Source organism: Corallococcus praedator, from assembly GCF_003612125.1.
Lineage (GTDB): Bacteria > Myxococcota > Myxococcia > Myxococcales > Myxococcaceae > Corallococcus > Corallococcus praedator.
Genome location: NZ_RAWI01000028.1, coordinates 26,598 through 44,748, shown reverse-complemented (window position 1 = coordinate 44,748; position 18,151 = coordinate 26,598). Strand labels below are relative to the sequence as shown.

Sequence of the window (18,151 nt, the reverse complement as noted above, 5' to 3'; positions counted from 1 at the left end):
CATTCCCACCCCGACACGGAAGTCCTTCCCGCAGAAGAGCGCGACCACCATGCCCTGGAGCAACAGCTCGGTTCCCGCGAAGACGCCCGCTGCGCAGCATCCGGCCCAGGGAATGTCTCCCAGTTCCCTCCGGACCGCGGCCGCGAAGCGCCCCGCGTCGTACTGGTCCGTGCACAGGACGAGCGCGAAGGCGGGGGCGTCCGCCCCCCGCAGCGCCTGTTGGCTCGCTTCCCGAGAGGCAGCTTCACAATCCGGCGAGCTGCTCTTTCCAATGTGGATCCGCATGGACTCCAGAATCGTTATGCACGGGTGAACGCGCTCGCAGGAGTCGACGGCTTCGTTCGCGCCTCGCCCACCAGGATGGCAGCGCCTGTTCGACTGGCCTGTGAGGAACGAACGGTTGCCACCGCCCGTGGGGGCGACGCCCCTGGGGTGGGTCTTGCCGGTGAAGCAGGCTCCGGGGCGCGCTATGCCGCCTGGCTTGCCCGCGCATAGCGGCCCGGAGACTGGCCCACGTGTCGGCTGAACGCCGTACTGAAGGTGCTCGCCGAGCTGTACCCGACGCGCTCGGCGACCTCCGCGATGGCGAGCTCCCGGCGGCGAAGCAGCCCCCTCGCAACGGCCATCCGCCAGTCCAGCAGGTACTCCATCGGGGGCAGCCCCACGGTGCGCGTAAAGCGATCGAAGAATGCCGAGCGCGAGAGCGCCGCGCTCTTCGCGAGCTGCGCCACCGTCCACGGACGCGCGAGGTGACCGTGCATCTGCCGTATCGCCGGTGCGAGCCGCGCATCGGCCAGACCGCGCAGGAGCCCGGGAGGCGCGTCGTCGCTCGACGTCGACCGCAGCGCCTCGATGAGCAGTAGCTCCACGAGACGCGTGAGCACGAGGTCGCGGCCCGAGCGCTGCTCGCACGTCTCGTCGCCGACGAGTCGCACCAGCATCGAGAGCCGCTCCACGCCGCGCACGTGCACCAGGGCCGGGAGCAACGACACCATCAGGGCCGCGTCCGGCGAGTCGAAGACGAAGTAACCGCCGAGCAGGCGCACGTCGGGAGGGCCGCCACGCGTGCCGTGACGCACCTCACCCTTCGGAGAGGGCGTCACCTTGGGGTCGATGCGCGCGGGTGTCACCGGATCAAAGCCGGACAGGGTGAAGCCCGGCGTCGCCGGCAGGAGTACGAAATCGCCCGCCACGAGCGTGAGGGCGGGCTGACCGTCGACAGCGAGTCGGCAGCGCCCCTCGAGCACGGCACAGAAGCTCGGCTGGCCAAAGTCCGAGTAGCGAACGCCCCAGCGGCCCGCTCCGCTGATGCCTTTCGAGAAGACGGCTCGTGGCTGAAGCAAGGCGATGACTTCCGAGAGCGGGTCGGCCATGGCTGGACTCTAGCAAAAGAAATATGGACCCCGCGTGGTGGAGAGTCCTGCCGGCCGCAAGTACCTTGGGACCATCGACGCCGCGCGAATCGCGGCAAGGGAGTCGACATGAAGGCAACGTACGGATTCCGGGCGACGCAGGACGAAGTGCCTGTCGGCGGCAGGCTCAACGCGGGAGGGAGGTCATGAAGACGGTGCTCATCACGGGTTGCTCCTCCGGCTATGGACTCGAGACCGCGCGCCACTTTCACGCACAGGGTTGGAACGTGGTCGCGACCATGCGAACGCCACGCGAGGACGTCCTCCCTCGTTCGGACCGGCTGCGCGTGGTGCCGCTCGACGTGACGAAGCCCGAGAGCATCGCGGCGGCGCTGGAGGCGAGCGGGCCCATCGACGTGCTCGTCAACAACGCGGGCATCGGGCTCATGGGGGCCTTCGAGGCCACGCCGATGGCCACGGTGCGTGACGTGTTCGAGACCAACGTCTTCGGTGTGATGGCGATGACGCAGGCCGTGCTGCCCCGGTTTCGCGCACGCAAGTCGGGAGTGATTGTGAACGTGACGTCCAGCGCGACGCTGGCGCCGATGCCACTGGTGGCCGTGTACACCGCGAGCAAGGTGGCCATCGAAGGATTCACGGCGTCGCTCGCGTTCGAGCTCGAAGCCTTCAACCTGCGCGTGAAGCTTGTCGAGCCGGGCTACTGCCCGAGCACCCGCTTCACGAGCAACGGAAGCCCCCGCATGGAAGGGCTGTTCCCCGAGGCATATGCGCCTTTCGCACAGCGCATCTTCGCCTCCTTCGGGCAGCCCGCCGCGGTGACGCGCGAGTCCGACGTGGCTGAAGCGGTCTGGCACGCCGCGAACGACACGTCGGAGAAGCTCCGTTTTCCCGCAGGCCCCGACGCGGTCGCACTGGCTCGGTCGGCGTGAGCAGGCTCAAAGCTCAACGAGGACGCGCAAGGCGGCTACTTCGGAAGGGGCCGCTCCGGCGACACCGATGACGGGCGCGGGGGCTCCGCCTTGAAGGACGCCCAGGACAACGACACCTCCTGACCCATCGCATCGCGGCCGTGGAGGGTGTCGAGGACCTGCTTCACCTCCGACCGCACGTCGCCCGCGGGCACGGTGACGTCACCCCGGAAGCCCCCTCGGCCCAGGTCCTCCTTCACGGTGATGAGCTCCCGCCATGCGTAGGTGCGGGTGCCCACCTGGTCGTCCCAGCTCACGGTGAGGCGCTCCACGCGCTCCCAGACGACGTGGGTGTCTTCGGGCACGTCCACCTGGAGCTGGCTCCTCCAGCCGTCGTTCGCGGAGCGCGCGGCCACCCGTTCCAACTTCAAGCTCGCCGCAGGAGCACCCTCAGGCGGGGGCTGCGCGCGGACCTGCACGAACGCCGTCGCGCCCTGCCCTCCTTCGGTGGTCAGCCGCACGGCATGGACCCGGACGTCCTGCCCCCCCGGCGCGGGAGGCGCGAAGACATGCGTGGCTTCAGGCACCGTCGTCACGGTGGAGCTTCCGTCACCGAAGTCCCAGGTGTACGCGGCGATGGGAGCAGGAGACACCGCGCGGAGGTCGAAGGTGGTGGGGCCGCGCTGGGTGACTTCGATGCGAAGCAGGTGCGCCTGCCCCTCCCCCGTGCCACAGGCGCGCACGTCGATGCCAGCGATCTGCTCGGCAAGCACACCGACGCGGCGGCCTCCCAGGTCCTTGCAGAGCTGGAAGCGGACGAAGTACCGGCCCGCGGTCGCGGGGGCACGCCACGCGAGGCGTGCGCCGGGATGCAGCTCCGCCCCGGTCTCCAGCCCCGGCCACACCCAGCGCGGGACAACGCCTGGCTCGGGAGTGCCTCCCACTCGCGCGGACAGCGTCAGCAGCTCGCCCGCGCAGACCCACGGGCGGTCCGCGTCGAGTCCCTCGATGACGGCGCTCGATGCCAGCACCACGCGCTCCTCGTTCAGGGCGGCGGAGAGGGCCTCACCGGTCGCGGCGGGCGGGACCTCCGTGGCGGCGGACAATGGCTGTGCGGGAAGACCGGGGCGCGCGGCGGCCTCCCCCTGCCGCGCGGGCTCCGTCACGATGATGCGCGGCGGGGCGGGCGTGGGGGGAGTCGGGTCATGCCGGGCCAGCACCCAGGCCATGGCGATGACCAGGAGCCCTCCTGCGAACAGGAGGGCGCGGGTGTGTCCACCACGTCCGGTGTGCATGGGCGCGCGAGCTCAGAAGCCGAAGTCGTTGAGGTGGCGCCGGTAGCCTTCGGAGTTGGGGCGGTACCACTGATCATCCCAGCCGGTGAACGCCACGTCGTCGAGCAGCCGCTCTGTCTTCCCGTTGAGGAGGACGGCGTTGATGAGGGGCACGGCGGTGGAGCCCACGTTGCGCGCGGCGAGCTTGTTCGCGGTGGGGTCCAGGTACTGGGCGGTGGTGCGGCTGCAGTAGTCCTGGAGGAAGCAGCCCCGGTCGCACACGGCCAGGGTGTTGTAGGAGGCGTGTTTGTCCTCGGCCATGTAGAGGACCGGCCATCCGCGATAGCCATTGCGTGAATCGCTCAAGTCATATTCGAGCTGGTCGGCCGCGTACCACGCGGAGGAGTCGCACGAACTCTTGCGGTGGGCGGACAGGTAGGCCCAGTCGAGGTACCAGCGCCCTCCGGAGAAGTGCACCTCGAAAATCTGGAACTCAGGGTCGCCGTCGTGCCCGGTGGTGACTCCGGTGTCGTCGAAGAAGGTGTCCAGATAGAAGATGCGCACGGTGCGCGTGGCGAAGGCCTCGCTCTTGACGGCGTAGTAGGGCCGGCGGCCCATGCCGCTCTCGCCACTGTCGAACCAGAACAGGGGCATGAACCACTTCGCGAGCTGGTATTCGCAGTCATCGTTGAGGCCGTCCCGATCCGCGTCCGTGCCGGTGCCCCAGCAGTTGTCAGCGTAGGGGATGACGGAGAGGCCATCCGCGCGGGCGGCTGGGGCCCACAGCGCGAAGAACAGGCTCAACGACAGGAAGACGGTGCGCGGACCATGGCCCATGGAAGTGCTCCAGCGGACGTCGGGGGAGGCCGGAGGCTACCGCATCCGGAGCCCTGTCCAGCTGTCGGTTCGCTCACTTCGGGTCCGGCTGCTGCCCCTGTTGCTTCTCGTACGCATCGAGTTGGGACAGCAGTTTCCGCGCGGCCTGACACGCGGGGTCCTCCGGCCCGAATTTGCAGGAGCGCCCCAGCACGTTGCGCGCCTTCTTCAGGTCCCGCGCCAGGCTCTTGCCCTGGACGAGATCGAGGCCGTGCATGGAGCATCCCCACGGGTCCCCACGTGAGCACGTCTTCTCGTAGGTGCGCGCGGTACACGCCAACACCGTGTCGTCGGGTTGTGGCAGGACCTGAAGCCCCGCGGCCCGGTTCGTACAGCCCGACATCAGGCCCAGGGCGCAGGAGCGGTAGAAGAGCGGCTCCGCCCATTCAGCGGTTCTCTTGTCCTCCTGGAGGACGATGGCGAGGCCGTAGCAGGCCGTGACATCCGACTCGAAGCACTGATGCGCGCACCAGGAGAGCCGCTTGTCGCAGTAGGTGCTGAAGTCCCCGGACTTCGCCTGGCGCTCGGGGACGACCTCCGCGGGGCAACCCTCACGCTCGGCGACGCTCGCGCGGGCCCGCACGATGTCGAGCGCCCGCGCGCGATCCTCCTCTGGCGTCAATGCGCGCTGGCAGGCCGCGCCACCCAGCAGCAGCAATGCGAGGGACACGACTCGCAACATGACTCACCCCACCCGCTTCAGTCCGAACAACCCCATCCGCCGAGCGTAGGCGAGCACCCTCTCGGCACCAAGCCCATGCGGCGCCTCGACCCGCCTCGGCATGTGCCGAATCCAGCGTCTTGGAGATGAGGGTTGTGCGCGACGCAATTGCACTGTGCGGTCCCGCCCTCACGACAAAGATAGGATTACTTCGTGACGAAGAGGGCCTTCAGCTCTTCTGAGGTGCCATTGAAGTAGTTCTGGTCAACCTGCCCGTCGATGCCGGCCACCTTGCCGCTCTCCGTGTATTGCCAGAAGTGCCAGCGCTTCCACCCCTTGGGGAGCCTGGGCTCGGTCTGGTTCGTGTACGCGGCGAGCCAGAGCGGAGAGTCCACGAAGTAGGGGTGGTCACAGAAGTTGGTGCTCCACGTCACGTGGTTCGTGTAGATCATCGGCTTGCATCCGAGCTCCTTCTCCACGCCCTCGGAGAAGCGCTGGAGCATCCCCGCGAGTTGCACGCACGTGAAGCCGTCGTACTCGTTCTTGAACGCCTCCACATCCAGCACCGGGGGAAGCTCACCGGGGTCGGGCTTCAGGCGCTTCGTGAAGTTCGCCACCTGCTTGTCCACGTCCTCCTTGGGATGGAAGAAGTGGTAGGCCCCGCGAGGAAGCCCCGCCTTCCGGGCCCCGCTCCAGTGCGTCGTGAAGCGCGAGTCCCTCAGGTTCGTGGACTCCGTTGCCTTCACGAAGACAAAGTCGGCCTTGGACTTGAGGTCGTCCCAGTTCACGGTCAACTGATAGCGGGAGATGTCGATGCCCTGCAGCCAGACCTTCGACTTCTGGCCCTTCACGGCCTCCGCGACCGGCGCCGCGGCGAAAGCCTCGGGAGCCTTCGCCTCCGCTGTGGGAGCCGGCACTTCGAGGGGCTTGGGAGGGGGAACCCTCTGGAAGTTGCAGGCCACGAGGCCCAGGGTGCTCATCCAGATCCGCACGCAAAGCCGACGTCGCCCAGCCGCACCCCGCTCGCCGAGGCGCCGAACCGCAGCAAGGAGATGACCGACTTCAAGCCCCCTCTTCTGATTTTTCAGCATGTGTCTCTCGCATGTCGAAGAAGGCATGGATGCTTCATGCGTCCAGTGTCGATGACGAGACAAGGCTCTGCAGAAGGCATGCCTCCTCCTCGTGCAAGGGTTCCGGTGAGCGTCACGGTCATCGTGGCGTGAGCGGGCCCTCCCACGGGCTCCAGGTCTTCCTGGCAAGAAGTTGCCGACGGGGGTTGCCGGGAAGGATTTCTCGGCGAGAACTTGCCGAGAACTCACGGTGCGGCGTCCTGGGCTTCTTCTGATTCGCCTTGTTCGCGGACATCCCGTGCTCCTTCCATCGCATCTCGGGTGTCCACGGAACTGGGCTGCTCCCATCCAGGCCGACTCCCTCGGAGGAAGTGCCCTCGTCCCTGGGTGAGCACGCCTGCATACCTGCCTGGCATGCGGGGTGTACTACGAGCACCTGTCGACACAGACAATCACCGCAGCCCGCCCAGCTTCAAACCCCCAGCGTCGCAAGAGAGAGACATGAAATCAAATCAACCCCTGTCGTTTGCCTTCCAATCGCCGGGAAGCAGTACTGCACGAGCCTGAACGAGCCATCGGATCCCCACAGTTGGGGGGACAACCACCTGTGCTCGGACATCAATCATGGGCTCGTGAACTATCTCTGCGTGCCCGAAGCCAGCCACCTGGATTTCCAGGGGTCCTACCTCGGACCGATCCAGGGCAAGCGCTGCATCCAGGTCAATGAGCCGGGTGATCCCAACGCCTGGAGCGACAATTATCTGTGCTATTGACTCACCTGCGGTTCCTCGCGCCAGCAGCCAATCGCGCACCGCGAGGAACCGCGCCGACTCTCAACGTTGAACACACTGTCCGATGGGACGCTCACCCCGGAGGAGCAGGGGCAGGTCGAGCAGGGCGTGACGCGCGTTGAATGCATCGATGCCTGTGATGCGAAGTGGTACGGGTGCATCCATGGCCCGGGCGGTACCCCCAGGTCCACCTGTGACACCAACCGGGCGTACTGCGTCTCCCAGTGTCCCCCGTTCTGACAGGGCGGCGAGGCCCATGACGGACCGGGAAGCGGGGCTGGCAAGGTCCGCCAGCCCCCGCCGGGCCGTCAGGTCAGGCCGCGCTGGCGATTGACGAACGCGGTGTCCCGGGCGGCGTCGTAGTCCGTGCGCAGGTCCGGGTTGGAGATCTGCTCGCCGAAGGCGCCGTGGAACGGGATGGCGTCCTCGGGCTTCTGGGCCTTCTCCTGCAGGTTGGACGTCACCCACTTCTGGAGCTGATCGATGGTCAGGTCCTTGAGCTTGCCCGCGCCGGGGATGGGCAGGTCGGGCAGGAACGACTTGGCGGAGAAGAGCAGGTCCACCATGCCCTTCACCGCGTCGTTGCGCTTGTTCAGCTCCTCCACGGCGATCTGGAAGCCACCTTCCAGCGCTCCCACCAGGCCGCCCATGAGCCGGGCGGCGCGCTTGGAGTCCTGCGACGGCGGGTTCTCGGTGGCGTGCTGCTCCAGGTCGGTGCTCATCGACTGCAGCCGGGACATGACGTCCTGGCGGAACGCGTCCTGGCCCTCGAACTCCGGCGGCGAGAAGAGCGTACGGGTGAAGAACTCGGACATCTTCTTCTGGCCGTCCAGGTTCAGGGAGCCGGACTTGTCCTGCATCGAGGCCAGGACCGCGTCACCGTGCTGGGTGAAGAAGCGGGCGGCGGCGGCGCGCGACTCGCGGTTCTCCCCCAGCTTGCCGATGGAGTCCGAGAACAGCTTCAGCGACTCCGCCGTGGGCGGGTTGATGCGGCCGGCCGCGTCCAGCAGCTTGCCCAGCGCGGGCGAGTAGGACGCGTCCACGTCCACGTTGATGTTCTTGAGGACGTCCGCCATGCCCTCCTTGTTATTGGCCAGGAAGGACTGGAGCCGGTCCGGCGGCAGGCCCGCGAGGGCCGTGGCGACGGCCGCGCTGCGCTGCTGATCATACCCGCCGTCCGCGCGGATGATCTCCATCTCCTTCTTGGCATACGTCTCGATGAGGTCCGCGTTGCCCGTGCCCGCGACGATGCCCGCCAGGCCCTCGTGCGTCGCTCCCGGCAGCGCCCCGCTGTGGGCCGCCGCGACGGCCTTCTGCAGCTCTCCGGGGGTCACCGCGCCAGAGCGGTAGGCATTGTCGAGCGCGCCAGACAGGCGCGCGCGGTCCGCTTCGGGCAGCCGCTGGACGTTGTCCAGGATGGCGCCGGCGACGCCTTCGAACTTGAACATCAGGTCCATGAACGCCGCCTGCTTGGCGGGATCCGGGTTGTTCTTCAGCCAGTCGGAGACGTAGCTCGCGTCCCGGCCGTCGGACGCATTCGCGATGGCCTGCTCGGCGGACTTCTGCTCGGCCTCCGTCAGCGCCGTGGGGGCCACCGCCGTCGTGCTGGTGGCCCGCGCGACCGTCGTCTCCGCCCCCAGGCTCACCGCGCTCCGGGTCCCCGGCGTCGCCTGGAAGACGTCCCGCGCCAGCTCGGCACGCACCGCGTTATCCCTCACGGCCGGCTTCGTGACCGGCTGGGCGTCAGCGCGCTCCGGGGTGCGGGTCTCGACGCGATTCGGAATGCCACGCTGGATGGTCGACATGCTGGGGCCCCCACGCCTGGAGACAGGCGTATTTGGAGAGGCGGTCCATGCCTCTCGATTTCCCAGAATTATCGCGCAAACGCCCGAAAGGTTGCGATCCCCAGGAAGATGAGAGGGAAGCTTGCCTGATGGGCTGGCACGCCCAGCGTAGGGCATCGGGCCCTGGCGCGCTCACCCCTGGCTCCCGCCCGCTTCAGCCGCTCCGGTGGGGCGCCGTCAGCTCAGCTTCTCAAGCAGGGTCCGGAGCTCCGCCTGCTGCGCCGCGCTCAGGCGTCCGAGCCGCGCGCCGAACGCCTCCGACAGCAGCGCGAGGCCGCGCGTCATCACCTTGCGCCCGGCGGGCGTGAGCTGAAGCCGGTGCCGCCGCAGGTCCGTGGCGTCGATTTCGCGACGCACGAAGCCCGCTGCCTCAAGCCGCTTCACGTACACCGTCACCGTCGGCTTGGGCATGCTCAGCGTCGCCGCCAGCTCCGCGGGATAGGGGTGCTCCTCCACCTCCGAGAGCACGAACAACTCCTTCGTCTCCAGCCCCAGCGCCGCGACGTCGGAGCCGACGCTGGAGATCACCGACATCAGCAGGCGGTAGTTCAGCGACCAGATCTTCGCCGGGTCGATCTTCGACATGTTCCCTTGCGCGGTAATTGGTACAAAATTAAATTGGTTCAGGGCTGAACCAAGCGGCCTTCAACGCTAACACGTCCCAGGAGTCTCCCATGCCTCTCGACCACTATGTGACGCTCGGCCGCTCCGGCCTCCGCGTGAGCCCGCTGTGCCTCGGCGCGATGACGTTCGGTGAAGACCTCGGGTGGGGTACGAGCGTCGAGGAGTCGGAGCGGATCATCGACCGGTTCATCGACCTGGGTGGCAATTTCATCGACACCGCGAACTTCTACACGAAGAGCCATTCCGAGAAGATCATCGGTGACCACGTAGGACGCCACGCCGCCCGGCGCGAGCGGCTGGTGATCGCGACGAAGTTCAGCGGGAACCTCTACCCGGGGGACCCGAACGGGGGCGGCTCCGGCCGCAAGTCCATCATCTCGGCATGCGAGAACTCGCTCCGCCGCCTGCAGACGGACTACATCGACCTCTACTGGCTGCACAACTGGGACAAGCACACGCCCATTGAAGAGACGATGGCCGCGCTCGAGGACCTGGTCCGGGCAGGCAAGGTCCGGTACCTCGGCGTCTCCGACACGCCAGCGTGGAAGATCGTCGAGGCCAACATGCTCGCTCGCTTCCGGGGCTGGTCGGCGTTCATTGGCTTGCAGATTGAGTACTCGCTGCTTGAACGCTCCGTCGAGCAGGAGCTCGTGCCGATGGCCCTGGAGCACGGCCTGGGGATCACGCCCTGGTCGCCGCTCAAGAGCGGTGTGCTCAGCGGCAAGTACACGCGCGCGAACGCGGGACAGCTCAAGGCCGACCGAGGGCTCTTCGTCGAGCCGTTCCTGAACGAGAAGACCTACGCCCTCGTCGATGCGCTCGAGGCCATTGCCCGTGCGCACCAGAGCACCGCGGCCCGCGTGGCGCTGGCCTGGGTGATGGCGCAGCCGGGCGTGGGCTCCACGATCATCGGCGCGCGGCGGCTCGCGCAGCTCGAGGACAACGTGAAGGCGACCGACGTGAAGCTGACGGCGGAGGACCTCGGTCGGCTCGAAGCGCTGACGAAGCCCACGTTCGGGTTCCCGCAGAGCATGCAGCCCGTGTTCCCCAGCATCCACAACGGAGGGACGACGGTGAATGGGGTTTCAGCGCCCCCTTCCGGCTTCGTGATGGAGAAGGGCGGCAAGCCCTACTGAGCCCACTTTCCCGCGAGACGCCAGGGCTGCTCGGCCCTGGCGCTTCGCGCCGCGTCAGGGCACCGGCACGGGCTTGGGACTCACCTCGATCATCCCAAGGTTGCCATTGAGGTACTCGGCCATCTGCTCCGGCGTTACCTCGATGGGCCCACGGGGGCAGAGCGGATCATTGACGATGTAGTTGCCCTCCGCCGTCTTGCCCGTCACGGTGACCCAGTGCCCGCCGAAGTTCCGATCCTCCAGGTAGTTGCCAGCGGCGGCGGCCGCGGGGCCCCAGGCCTGGTGGAGTTCATCGTCTCCGAAGGGATTGCCTCCCAGGATGACGGGATGGCCGCGGGTCAGCGCGCCATCCAGTGACTCCGCCGTCACGTCCGCGCTGCCGTAGACCGTGGCCACGGCACCCGCCTCCGTCACGCCCTTGGTGACCTTGTCGATCTTCATCGTGACCGACTCGTTGGACGCGCCGAAGATGCTGTCACGCACGCCGTCGATGGCCTCGCCCGCCCCGGCCGCGTCCGGGTGCTCCATCGCCCCCACCGCCGTCGCGGCGATGACCACCGAGGCCGGTCCGCAGTCGTTGCCACCGTAGTACTCGCTGCCATCGTTGTAGTCCGTGGCGCCCTTCTCCCCCCACTGGGCAACGTGGAAGGCCTTCGCCTCCTCCAACGTCGTGACGGTGCTCGGAGGCGTGGGCGGCACGAGGTCCTTGCCGGACAAATCCTTCACTCGCACCTCGCCATCCGGCATGCGGGTGAGGCTGCCACGCTCGAACTCCTGCACCCTCGCGCCATCCCGCCCTGGCTCCAGCGGTCCCATGGGCCGTCCGAGCTGTGGCGCGTACGCCTCCGCCAGGACGCCCATCGTGGCATCCGTCCTCGGATGCTGCGGTCGCTGCATGGCCTCCAGCGTGGCCGGGCTCATCTTGCCGTCGGCGGGGCTGATGCCCTCATCCACCTGGTAGGCGTTGAGCGCGGCCTGCGTCATCCCCCCGAAGTTGCCATAGGGCGCATTCCCCATCACCAGGTGGCCCGTCCCTTCCAGGAACTTCTGCAGGCGCGTGACGGGGCCCCCCTCCTCCGTGTCCTTCTTGCCAAAAGTCAGGTCGCCAACGCCCTCCGCCTGGGTCAGCGGCGGAGGCCCCCCATGCGGCTCACGCGCCGCGAAGGGCCCCTTCGCGGCCACGTCCATCAGCTTCGCCAGCCCCTGCAACCGCCGCATCGCGTCGCCGTTCACCACGCTCTCGAAGGTATCGCGCACGACATTGGGGCGGGGCTGCGGCCCGATCTTCGTGCCCGGCGGATACTGCGTGGGCGCGCTGCGCGTGCCCCCCGCGGTCGACGGCGGCGTGAAAAACGTGAACGGGTTGCTTCCAATCCGAGACATGAATCTCCCCCTCATGAGCCCCCCAGGGCCCGCACAACATCATCCGATATCCACCACGAGAGTTTCCAGCGACGGCTGCATTATTTAGCGCCGGCACAATGAATGACTCCCCTGCCCGCGCGCGAATTAAATGCATTTAATTGCGCTTAATCGCGGGGCCTGTGGGGCCGCCGTGTTGCTCGCCCTGCAACCCGGGGCGGACCCTGCCCTCCGGTCTGGCGCGCCTGTTGCTCAGGCCTTCCTTCGCGGTCCTTGAAGGAGAGTCAGCGTGAGACGGATGACAGGAGCAGTGGCGTTGTGGGGAATGGGTGTGGTGCTCGCAACCCTGGGTGGGTGCGGAGCGCCACTGACGGTGGAAGAGAATTCACCCGAGACAGGGGCGGAGACCGTCGGGACGGAGCGCGCGGAACTGACGACGCGGACGGTCGTCCTGACGCCCACGGCGGACGCGCATGTGGAGGCCGCGTCCCCGACCACGCGGTTCGGTTCTTCCTCCACCTTGAAGGTCTCGCGAACCCCCGAGGCGCAGATGTACCTCCGGTTCTCCGGGGCGGAGCTCCCCGCTCCCGGGACGGTGACGTCCGCGCGGCTGCGCCTGTTCGCGATGAACAACGCCGCCGAGGGCGTCGCCGTACATGACTCGACGGGCGTGCACACCTGGAACGAGGACGTGACGTGGAACACCCGGCCGGACTGGAGCAGCTCCTGGCTCACCTCGACGTCGGGGGCCGTGAGCAGCGGGACGTGGGTGGAGCTCGACGTGTCGGGCATGTACATCCCCAGCCGCTACTACAACGTCGACTTCCTCCTTTCGGCGAAGGGCACGGACAGCCTCACGTTCGCGTCCAGTGAGTACAGCGAGGTGGGCTTGCGGCCCCAGCTGGTCCTCACCGTCGAGTCCGGCTCGGACAACCCGCCGCCTCCTCCCGCGCCGCTCACGCTCTCCGGCGCCCAGGTCTCCTTCGCCGCGAGCGCCGATGCTTTCGTCTCCGCGGACACTCCGAACGCGACCCAGGGCAGCGCCACGACGTTCAAGGTGGACGGCGCGCCCGTGCAGGAGGCCTACCTGCGCTTCCCGGTGCAGGGGCTGACGGAGGCCGTGCAGCGCGCGGTGCTGCGCCTGTATGTGAGCTCGGGCTCGGATGACGGTCCTTCCGTGTACGCGCTGACGGGGCTGCCCTGGAACGAGTCGAGCGTCACGTGGAGCTCGCGGCCCTCCCGCACGGGCAGCGCGGTGGAGGACGCGCAGGGGCTCGCGACGGGGAGCTGGGTGGACTACGACGTGACGGACCTGGTGCGTGGCAATGGGGACGTGTCGTTCGGGCTGTATCCCACGTCGAGCGACGGCATCACGTTCCACTCGCGGGAGAGCGCGGACGCCGCGCTGCGTCCCCGGCTGATGGTCTGGACGGGCGCGTCGAAGTCCGCTCCGACGGACGCGTGCCTGACCCGCACGGAGTACATGGAGGATCCGCTCTCAGCGCTGCACGACACCTATGCCGCGGCGGCCGAGCCGGACACGAAGTTCCAGCACCGCGCCGCGCTGCGGGTGGACGCCGATCCCCGCGAGGAGGCCTTCCTGCGCTTCGACGTGCAGCTGCGGCCGGAGCGCATCCAGCGGGTGGCGCTGCGCCTGTACGCCGTGGACGGCACGGGCAACGGGCCCCGGCTGTACCGGGCGACGACGTTCGACGGGGCGACGACGGACTGGAACCACCGCCCGACGCCACAGGGCGAGCCGCTGGTGGACCTGGGGGCCGTCGCGCGGGATGCGTGGGTGGAGCTGGACGTGACGAACGTGGTGACGGCGTCCGGGACGTACGCGTTCGCGCTGCTGCCGGACAGCACCAACAGCGTGGGCTTCACGTCCACGGACGGGGAGGAGCACGGCATCCTCGGTGGCGCGCCCCGGCTGGTCGTCACGTATGAGAGCGCTCCGTTCTGCTCGTACCGGGGCACGAAGCCCTCGGGGACCACGGCCTGGGTGCGGCAGGCCGGAGGCGCGGAGGCCGAGTCCTCCCGCCACGTCGCGCCCGCGCCGGATGGCGGGTTCGCGGTCGTCACGCGGTTTTCCGGCACGGGTCCCCAGCACGTCACGTCGGGCCACAGCGTCTCCCTGCACCGGGCGGATGGGAGCGTCGCGTGGACGCGCTCCTTCCTGCAGGCGGGAGTGGTCCTGGAGAAGGTGGTGGTGACCGCGGTGGGCAACGTGCTGGTGGCCGGCAGCTACACGGGGGCGCCGGACCTGGGCAAGGGCCCGCTGCCCCAGGGCTCCGGCATCGTGGTGATGAAGCTCACGCCCACGGGCACGGTGGACTGGACGCGCGGCTTCCGGGCCTGGTTCGACACCACGGAGGACCACTTTGACAACCCCATGGATGTGCTCGATCTGGCCACGGATGCGCACGGCAGCGCGGTGCTCGTCGGCACGTTCTGGGGCTACACGGACTTCGGCACCGGGCCGGTGTACTCGGGCAAGCCGTTCCCCTACGACGACACGTACCCGAACTCCTACGTGCTGAAGCTCCAGTGGGACGGCGCGCACCTCTGGTCGCGCGTGCTGGCCACGACGTCCCTGACGGGCACCCAGGCGAGCAGCGTCGCCGTGGATGCCGGTGAGAACGTCATCGTGGGCGGCGAGGCGGGAGGCAACACCGACTTCGGTGGCGGTGTGGTCGCCGCGCGCGGAGGCTTCGTCGCCCGGTATGGCGTGGGCGGTGATTTCGGCTGGGCGCGGGTGTTGAGCGCTCCGCGCAGCGACGTGAGTTCCGTGGCCGTGCTGCCTGATCAGCGCATCGCCTTCACCGGGAACTACAACGGATACCTGTCGTTCGCCGGACAGAGCTACGTCAGCCGCGAGCCGGACGAGTATGACGGTCCCCGGGATGCGCTCGTGGGCGTGCTCACCGCGGCGGGCGGGGACGCGGCCCTGCGTCAGTTCGCGCACGACGGGTTCGCGGACATGGTGGTGGACGGGGCCGGGAACATCGTGACGGTCCAGGACGGCGCGGGCAGCCTCGTCGGGCTGGGCGACGTCGGGGGGCTGCCGGACACGGTGCCCCAGCCGACCCTGGCGGCCTTCGGTCCCGCCCTGGAGCCCAAGTGGGTCCGGGTGCTGGGGCCCATGTTCATGTATGGCTTCAGCCTCGCATCCTCGCCGGAGGGCCTGGTGGTGGCGGGCACCCTGACGCAGGCGCTCGAGCTGGACGGCATCTGGTACACGCCGCAGGCCCGGCGCTCCGACGTGTTGCTGTTCAAGCTGCGGAAGTAGGCACCCGGGCCTCGGGGTTCCCGCATGTGAGCGGGGGCCCCGGGGCGCCAGTACCTATGCCTTTCTTGAGAGCCAACTGACGATGAGCGAGGCCAGGGTCTCCGCGGCCGTGGCTTCGTCGACGAGGCCCCGGAGCATGTCGCGGGAGATGGCCTCCGCCGCGCCGATGATGCCAACGCAGCGCAGGTGCAGCGCGTCCCTCTCCAGGTTCGAGTAGGGCGCGAGCGTCTCACGGTAGATGGCCACGTAGCTGTCGAGCAGCTCGCGATGGAAGGCCTCCATCTCCTCGTCGCCTTTCATCGCCGCGGTGATGGCATGCCACTCCGGGCCGGCCGACGTGTAGCAGTGCATGTAGGCGGCGCTCATCACCCGGGCGACGTCTTCCAGCCGCTTCCGCGTGCGCTTGAGCGCCTCCAGGAGCGCCTGGACCTGCTGGGCGTCGATCTGCTCGTAGAGGGCAATCAACAACCCCGACCGCGTCTTGAAGTGCTCGTAGGCGATGGGCTTGCTGACGCCAGCCCGCTCGGCCACGTAGCCGAGCGTCAACGCGTCGGTCCCCTCCTCCCGGACGATGGTCTGCGCGATGTCGAGCAGCTGCTCGCGTCGCTGCGCCTTCGGCAACTTCCGGGTGGGGGTCTCACTCATGGCGGGTGCCGTTTCGTAATCCCCCCGGGGGGCCTCCTCCAAGAAAACGTGGCGAACCTACCATTGGTAACTTACTAATCGTAGCGAAGCCTGAGGCCGCACCCACCCTGCCCCGCCAGGCAGAGGAGCTCATCCGTCATGTCCGCCAGTCCACAGCACCCTGTCCTCATCATTGGAGGCTCCGGCCTCGTCGGCTCCCAGACCGCGAAGACGCTTCGCCGCCTCCATCCGAATCTGCCCCTGACGATTGGGGGGCGAGACCTGGCCCGGGCCGACGCTGTCGCGAAGGAGGTCGGCGGCGCGGACGCGGTGCGGGTCGATCTGGAGCGGCGGGACCTGGGCCAGCCCGACGGGAGGGGCTACAGCGCCGTCGTCGTGTTCCTGAAGGACGACACCCTCCACTCCATGAAGTACGCCCAGGCGAAGGGAATTCCGTACGTCAGCATCTCCTCTGGCGTATTCGAGATGGGGCCCGAGGTGGCGCACTACATCCACCAGCCCGCGAGCGCGCCCATCTTCATGGACAGCACCTGGCTGGCCGGAGCGGCCATGCTGCCCGCCCTCCACTTCGCCCGGGAATTCAAGACGCTCGAATCCATCGAGTTCGCGGTGGTCCTCGACGAGCAGGACGTGGGCGGCCCGGCGGCCTACGTCGACTTCGAGCGCCTCACGAACGTCGCGACGAGCTCCCTGCTGCTCCAGGACGGCAGGTGGCGCTGGGTCCGGGGAGCGGACGCGACGCGCACCTTCACCGCGGTGGATGGGACGCAGTTGCAGGGACAGGTGTACTCGCCCTTCGACGTGCTGGGCCTCGCGGCCGCGACCGAGGCCCGGTCCATCCGGTTCGACATGGTGGTGGGTGAATCGGCGACGCGCCGGCGCGGCGGGCCCTTCTCGACGGAGATCATCATCGAGCTGTCCGGGCTGAAGCAGGATGGGACGCGGGGGCGCGTGCGCCACGAGCTCGTCCATCCCGAAGGCCAGGCACCGGTGACCGCGCTCGGGGTCTCCATCGCCGTCGAGCGGTTGCTCGGGCTCGCGGGCGGCCCGCCCGTGGCGCCCGGGCTCTACCTGCCCCACGTCCTCCTCGATCCGGCCTCCTTCGTCCAGCGCCTGGAAGCGTTCGGCACCCGGATCCGCCGCTCGTAGCCCTGCCTGCCGGCGCGCTGTCTGTCATTGCCGCCGACCTGGATTCCTACCGTTCGTAACCTACCCACCGTAGACACAGCCCCGGTCCGGCGGACCGGAGGAGCGCATCCGTCATGTCCTCGAACACGCAGCATCCTGTCCTCCTCATCGGAGGCTCCGGCGTCGTTGGAAGCCGGGCCGCGAAGACACTTCGCAAGCTTCAACCCGGGCTGCCCATCACCCTGGGAGTGCGAGACGTTGGCAGGGCCCAGGCACTCGCCCGGGAGCTGGGCGGCGCGGAGGCGGTGCGCATCGACCTGGAGCGGCGCGACCTGGGCCTGCCCGAGTCCGCGGCCTTCAGCGCGGTGGTCGTGCTGCTGAAGGACGACACCCTCCACGCCATGAAGTACGCCCAGGCGAAGGGACTGCCCTTCGTCTCCTTCTCCGATTTCGTGTTCGACATCGGGCCGGAGGTGGCGCTGCACATCCAGCACCCCACCCGCTCGCCCGTGCTCCTGCTGGGTCACTTCCTTGGCGGCACGGTGACGCTGGCCACGCTTCATTTCGCCCGGGCGTTCCGGCGCGTGGATGCCATTGAGATTGGCGCGGTCTTCGACGAGGAGGACGTGGGCGGGCCCGCCGCGAGCGGCGACATGGAGCGCGTCACGAACGACATGCCGAGTCCCCTGCTGCTCAAGGACGGCAGGTTCGTCTGGGCGCGGGGGGAGGACGTGAACCGCGACTTCGTCGGTGTGGACGGGACGCAGTGGCGGGGACGGGCCTATCCGCTGCTCGACGTGGTGAGCCTCGCCGCCGCGACGGAGGCGAGGACGGTCAGGCTCGACTTCGCGGTGCGGGAAGCGGCGAGCCGCCCCAGCGGACAGGGCGTATCGCATGAGGTCATCATCGAAATCACCGGCGAGCGGGAGGATGGGACGACGGGGCGCGTGCGCCACGAGCTTGTCGACGCGGACGTGCACTCGGGCCTGAGCGCCCGGGGCGTGGCGCTCGCGGTGGAGCGCCTGCTCGGGCTCGCGGGTGGCCCGCCCGTGGCGCCCGGGCTCTACCACCCCGAGGGACTGCTCGATCCCGCCTCTGTCGTCCAACGCCTGAAGGAGTTCGGCACCCGGATTCGGCCTTGATGGCGCCGACAGGTTTGCGCAGTTG

Annotated in this window: 16 protein-coding genes; 6 read left to right on the top strand and 10 right to left on the bottom strand. The window is 68.5% G+C overall.

The genetic code is table 11. From position 1 onward, the window contains the following. Both D7Y13_RS06025 and D7Y13_RS06020 read right to left on the bottom strand, forming a co-directional pair. Positions 1-285: FIST N-terminal domain-containing protein (locus D7Y13_RS06025; RefSeq protein ID WP_279637071.1), on the bottom strand; the 285-nt coding region annotated here is incomplete at its 3' end. Positions 286-467: 182 nt separating this feature from the next. After that, on the bottom strand, positions 468-1,373 hold the full coding sequence (locus D7Y13_RS06020) for an AraC family transcriptional regulator (RefSeq protein WP_120583187.1): 906 nt from the start codon (positions 1,371-1,373) through the stop codon (positions 468-470). 185 nt (positions 1,374-1,558) lie between these two features. Here D7Y13_RS06020 and D7Y13_RS06015 point away from each other — a divergent pair, with 185 nt between their 5' ends. Further along, positions 1,559-2,302, top strand: coding sequence for an SDR family oxidoreductase (locus D7Y13_RS06015; RefSeq protein ID WP_120537705.1), 744 nt, complete (start codon positions 1,559-1,561; stop codon positions 2,300-2,302). A 35-nt stretch (positions 2,303-2,337) separates the two neighbouring features. Here the strand turns inward: D7Y13_RS06015 and D7Y13_RS06010 are convergent, their stop codons facing one another. The 4 genes from D7Y13_RS06010 to D7Y13_RS45650 form a co-directional block, all read right to left on the bottom strand. Then, on the bottom strand, positions 2,338-3,576 hold the full coding sequence (locus D7Y13_RS06010; RefSeq protein WP_233595457.1) for a PKD domain-containing protein: 1,239 nt from the start codon (positions 3,574-3,576) through the stop codon (positions 2,338-2,340). Between the two features lie 12 nt (positions 3,577-3,588). Then, complete coding sequence (locus D7Y13_RS06005) at positions 3,589-4,392, bottom strand: hypothetical protein (RefSeq protein ID WP_120583186.1); 804 nt, start codon at positions 4,390-4,392, stop codon at positions 3,589-3,591. A 73-nt stretch (positions 4,393-4,465) separates the two neighbouring features. Further along, positions 4,466-5,113 (bottom strand): SEL1-like repeat protein, encoded by a 648-nt coding sequence (locus tag D7Y13_RS06000; protein WP_120583185.1) that lies wholly within the window; start codon positions 5,111-5,113, stop codon positions 4,466-4,468. A gap of 185 nt (positions 5,114-5,298) precedes the next feature. After that, positions 5,299-6,072: a glycoside hydrolase family 25 protein gene (locus tag D7Y13_RS45650; RefSeq protein WP_158620338.1), complete on the bottom strand. Its 774-nt coding sequence runs from the start codon at positions 6,070-6,072 to the stop codon at positions 5,299-5,301. A 929-nt stretch (positions 6,073-7,001) separates the two neighbouring features. Between D7Y13_RS45650 and D7Y13_RS45120 the strand changes: the two genes are divergently transcribed. Continuing rightward, positions 7,002-7,193: a hypothetical protein gene (locus D7Y13_RS45120; RefSeq protein ID WP_147452424.1), complete on the top strand. Its 192-nt coding sequence runs from the start codon at positions 7,002-7,004 to the stop codon at positions 7,191-7,193. 68 nt (positions 7,194-7,261) lie between these two features. Here D7Y13_RS45120 and D7Y13_RS05990 read toward each other — a convergent pair whose 3' ends face one another. Next, positions 7,262-8,758 (bottom strand): hypothetical protein, encoded by a 1,497-nt coding sequence (locus tag D7Y13_RS05990; protein WP_120583183.1) that lies wholly within the window; start codon positions 8,756-8,758, stop codon positions 7,262-7,264. A gap of 216 nt (positions 8,759-8,974) precedes the next feature. Further along, positions 8,975-9,382: a MarR family winged helix-turn-helix transcriptional regulator gene (locus D7Y13_RS05985; RefSeq protein WP_199732734.1), complete on the bottom strand. Its 408-nt coding sequence runs from the start codon at positions 9,380-9,382 to the stop codon at positions 8,975-8,977. An 89-nt stretch (positions 9,383-9,471) separates the two neighbouring features. On the opposite strand from D7Y13_RS05985, the gene D7Y13_RS05980 reads away from it, so the two are divergent. Continuing rightward, positions 9,472-10,557 (top strand): aldo/keto reductase, encoded by a 1,086-nt coding sequence (locus D7Y13_RS05980; protein WP_120536968.1) that lies wholly within the window; start codon positions 9,472-9,474, stop codon positions 10,555-10,557. A 54-nt stretch (positions 10,558-10,611) separates the two neighbouring features. Here D7Y13_RS05980 and D7Y13_RS05975 read toward each other — a convergent pair whose 3' ends face one another. Next, on the bottom strand, positions 10,612-11,940 hold the full coding sequence (locus tag D7Y13_RS05975) for a peptidoglycan-binding protein (RefSeq protein ID WP_158620337.1): 1,329 nt from the start codon (positions 11,938-11,940) through the stop codon (positions 10,612-10,614). A gap of 352 nt (positions 11,941-12,292) precedes the next feature. Between D7Y13_RS05975 and D7Y13_RS05970 the strand changes: the two genes are divergently transcribed. After that, a complete protein-coding gene (locus D7Y13_RS05970) occupies positions 12,293-15,211 on the top strand; it encodes a CBM96 family carbohydrate-binding protein (RefSeq protein ID WP_233595455.1) in 2,919 nt (972 codons plus the stop codon). Between the two features lie 54 nt (positions 15,212-15,265). Here the strand turns inward: D7Y13_RS05970 and D7Y13_RS05965 are convergent, their stop codons facing one another. Continuing rightward, positions 15,266-15,856: a TetR/AcrR family transcriptional regulator gene (locus D7Y13_RS05965; protein ID WP_120583181.1), complete on the bottom strand. Its 591-nt coding sequence runs from the start codon at positions 15,854-15,856 to the stop codon at positions 15,266-15,268. A gap of 138 nt (positions 15,857-15,994) precedes the next feature. Between D7Y13_RS05965 and D7Y13_RS05960 the strand changes: the two genes are divergently transcribed. Then, on the top strand, positions 15,995-17,005 hold the full coding sequence (locus D7Y13_RS05960; protein WP_120583180.1) for a Rossmann-fold NAD(P)-binding domain-containing protein: 1,011 nt from the start codon (positions 15,995-15,997) through the stop codon (positions 17,003-17,005). Positions 17,006-17,118: 113 nt separating this feature from the next. After that, a complete protein-coding gene (locus D7Y13_RS05955) occupies positions 17,119-18,126 on the top strand; it encodes an SDR family oxidoreductase (protein WP_120583179.1) in 1,008 nt (335 codons plus the stop codon). Positions 18,127-18,151: the final 25 nt, after the last annotated feature.

Bases quoted from the DNA above. Each gene is read 5' to 3' on its own strand.
- D7Y13_RS05985 (WP_199732734.1), bottom strand. From the start codon at position 9,382: ATGTCGAAGATCGACCCGGCGAAGATCTGGTCGCTGAACTACCGCCTG.
- D7Y13_RS06020 (WP_120583187.1), bottom strand. From the start codon at position 1,373: ATGGCCGACCCGCTCTCGGAAGTCATCGCCTTGCTTCAGCCACGAGCC.
- D7Y13_RS05965 (WP_120583181.1), bottom strand. From the start codon at position 15,856: ATGAGTGAGACCCCCACCCGGAAGTTGCCGAAGGCGCAGCGACGCGAG.
- D7Y13_RS05975 (WP_158620337.1), bottom strand. From the start codon at position 11,940: ATGTCTCGGATTGGAAGCAACCCGTTCACGTTTTTCACGCCGCCGTCG.
- D7Y13_RS45650 (WP_158620338.1), bottom strand. From the start codon at position 6,072: ATGAGCACCCTGGGCCTCGTGGCCTGCAACTTCCAGAGGGTTCCCCCT.
- D7Y13_RS06015 (WP_120537705.1), top strand. From the start codon at position 1,559: ATGAAGACGGTGCTCATCACGGGTTGCTCCTCCGGCTATGGACTCGAG.
- D7Y13_RS06000 (WP_120583185.1), bottom strand. From the start codon at position 5,113: ATGTTGCGAGTCGTGTCCCTCGCATTGCTGCTGCTGGGTGGCGCGGCC.
- D7Y13_RS05990 (WP_120583183.1), bottom strand. From the start codon at position 8,758: ATGTCGACCATCCAGCGTGGCATTCCGAATCGCGTCGAGACCCGCACC.
- D7Y13_RS06005 (WP_120583186.1), bottom strand. From the start codon at position 4,392: ATGGGCCATGGTCCGCGCACCGTCTTCCTGTCGTTGAGCCTGTTCTTC.
- D7Y13_RS06010 (WP_233595457.1), bottom strand. From the start codon at position 3,576: ATGCACACCGGACGTGGTGGACACACCCGCGCCCTCCTGTTCGCAGGA.
- D7Y13_RS05955 (WP_120583179.1), top strand. From the start codon at position 17,119: ATGTCCTCGAACACGCAGCATCCTGTCCTCCTCATCGGAGGCTCCGGC.
- D7Y13_RS05960 (WP_120583180.1), top strand. From the start codon at position 15,995: ATGTCCGCCAGTCCACAGCACCCTGTCCTCATCATTGGAGGCTCCGGC.
- D7Y13_RS05980 (WP_120536968.1), top strand. From the start codon at position 9,472: ATGCCTCTCGACCACTATGTGACGCTCGGCCGCTCCGGCCTCCGCGTG.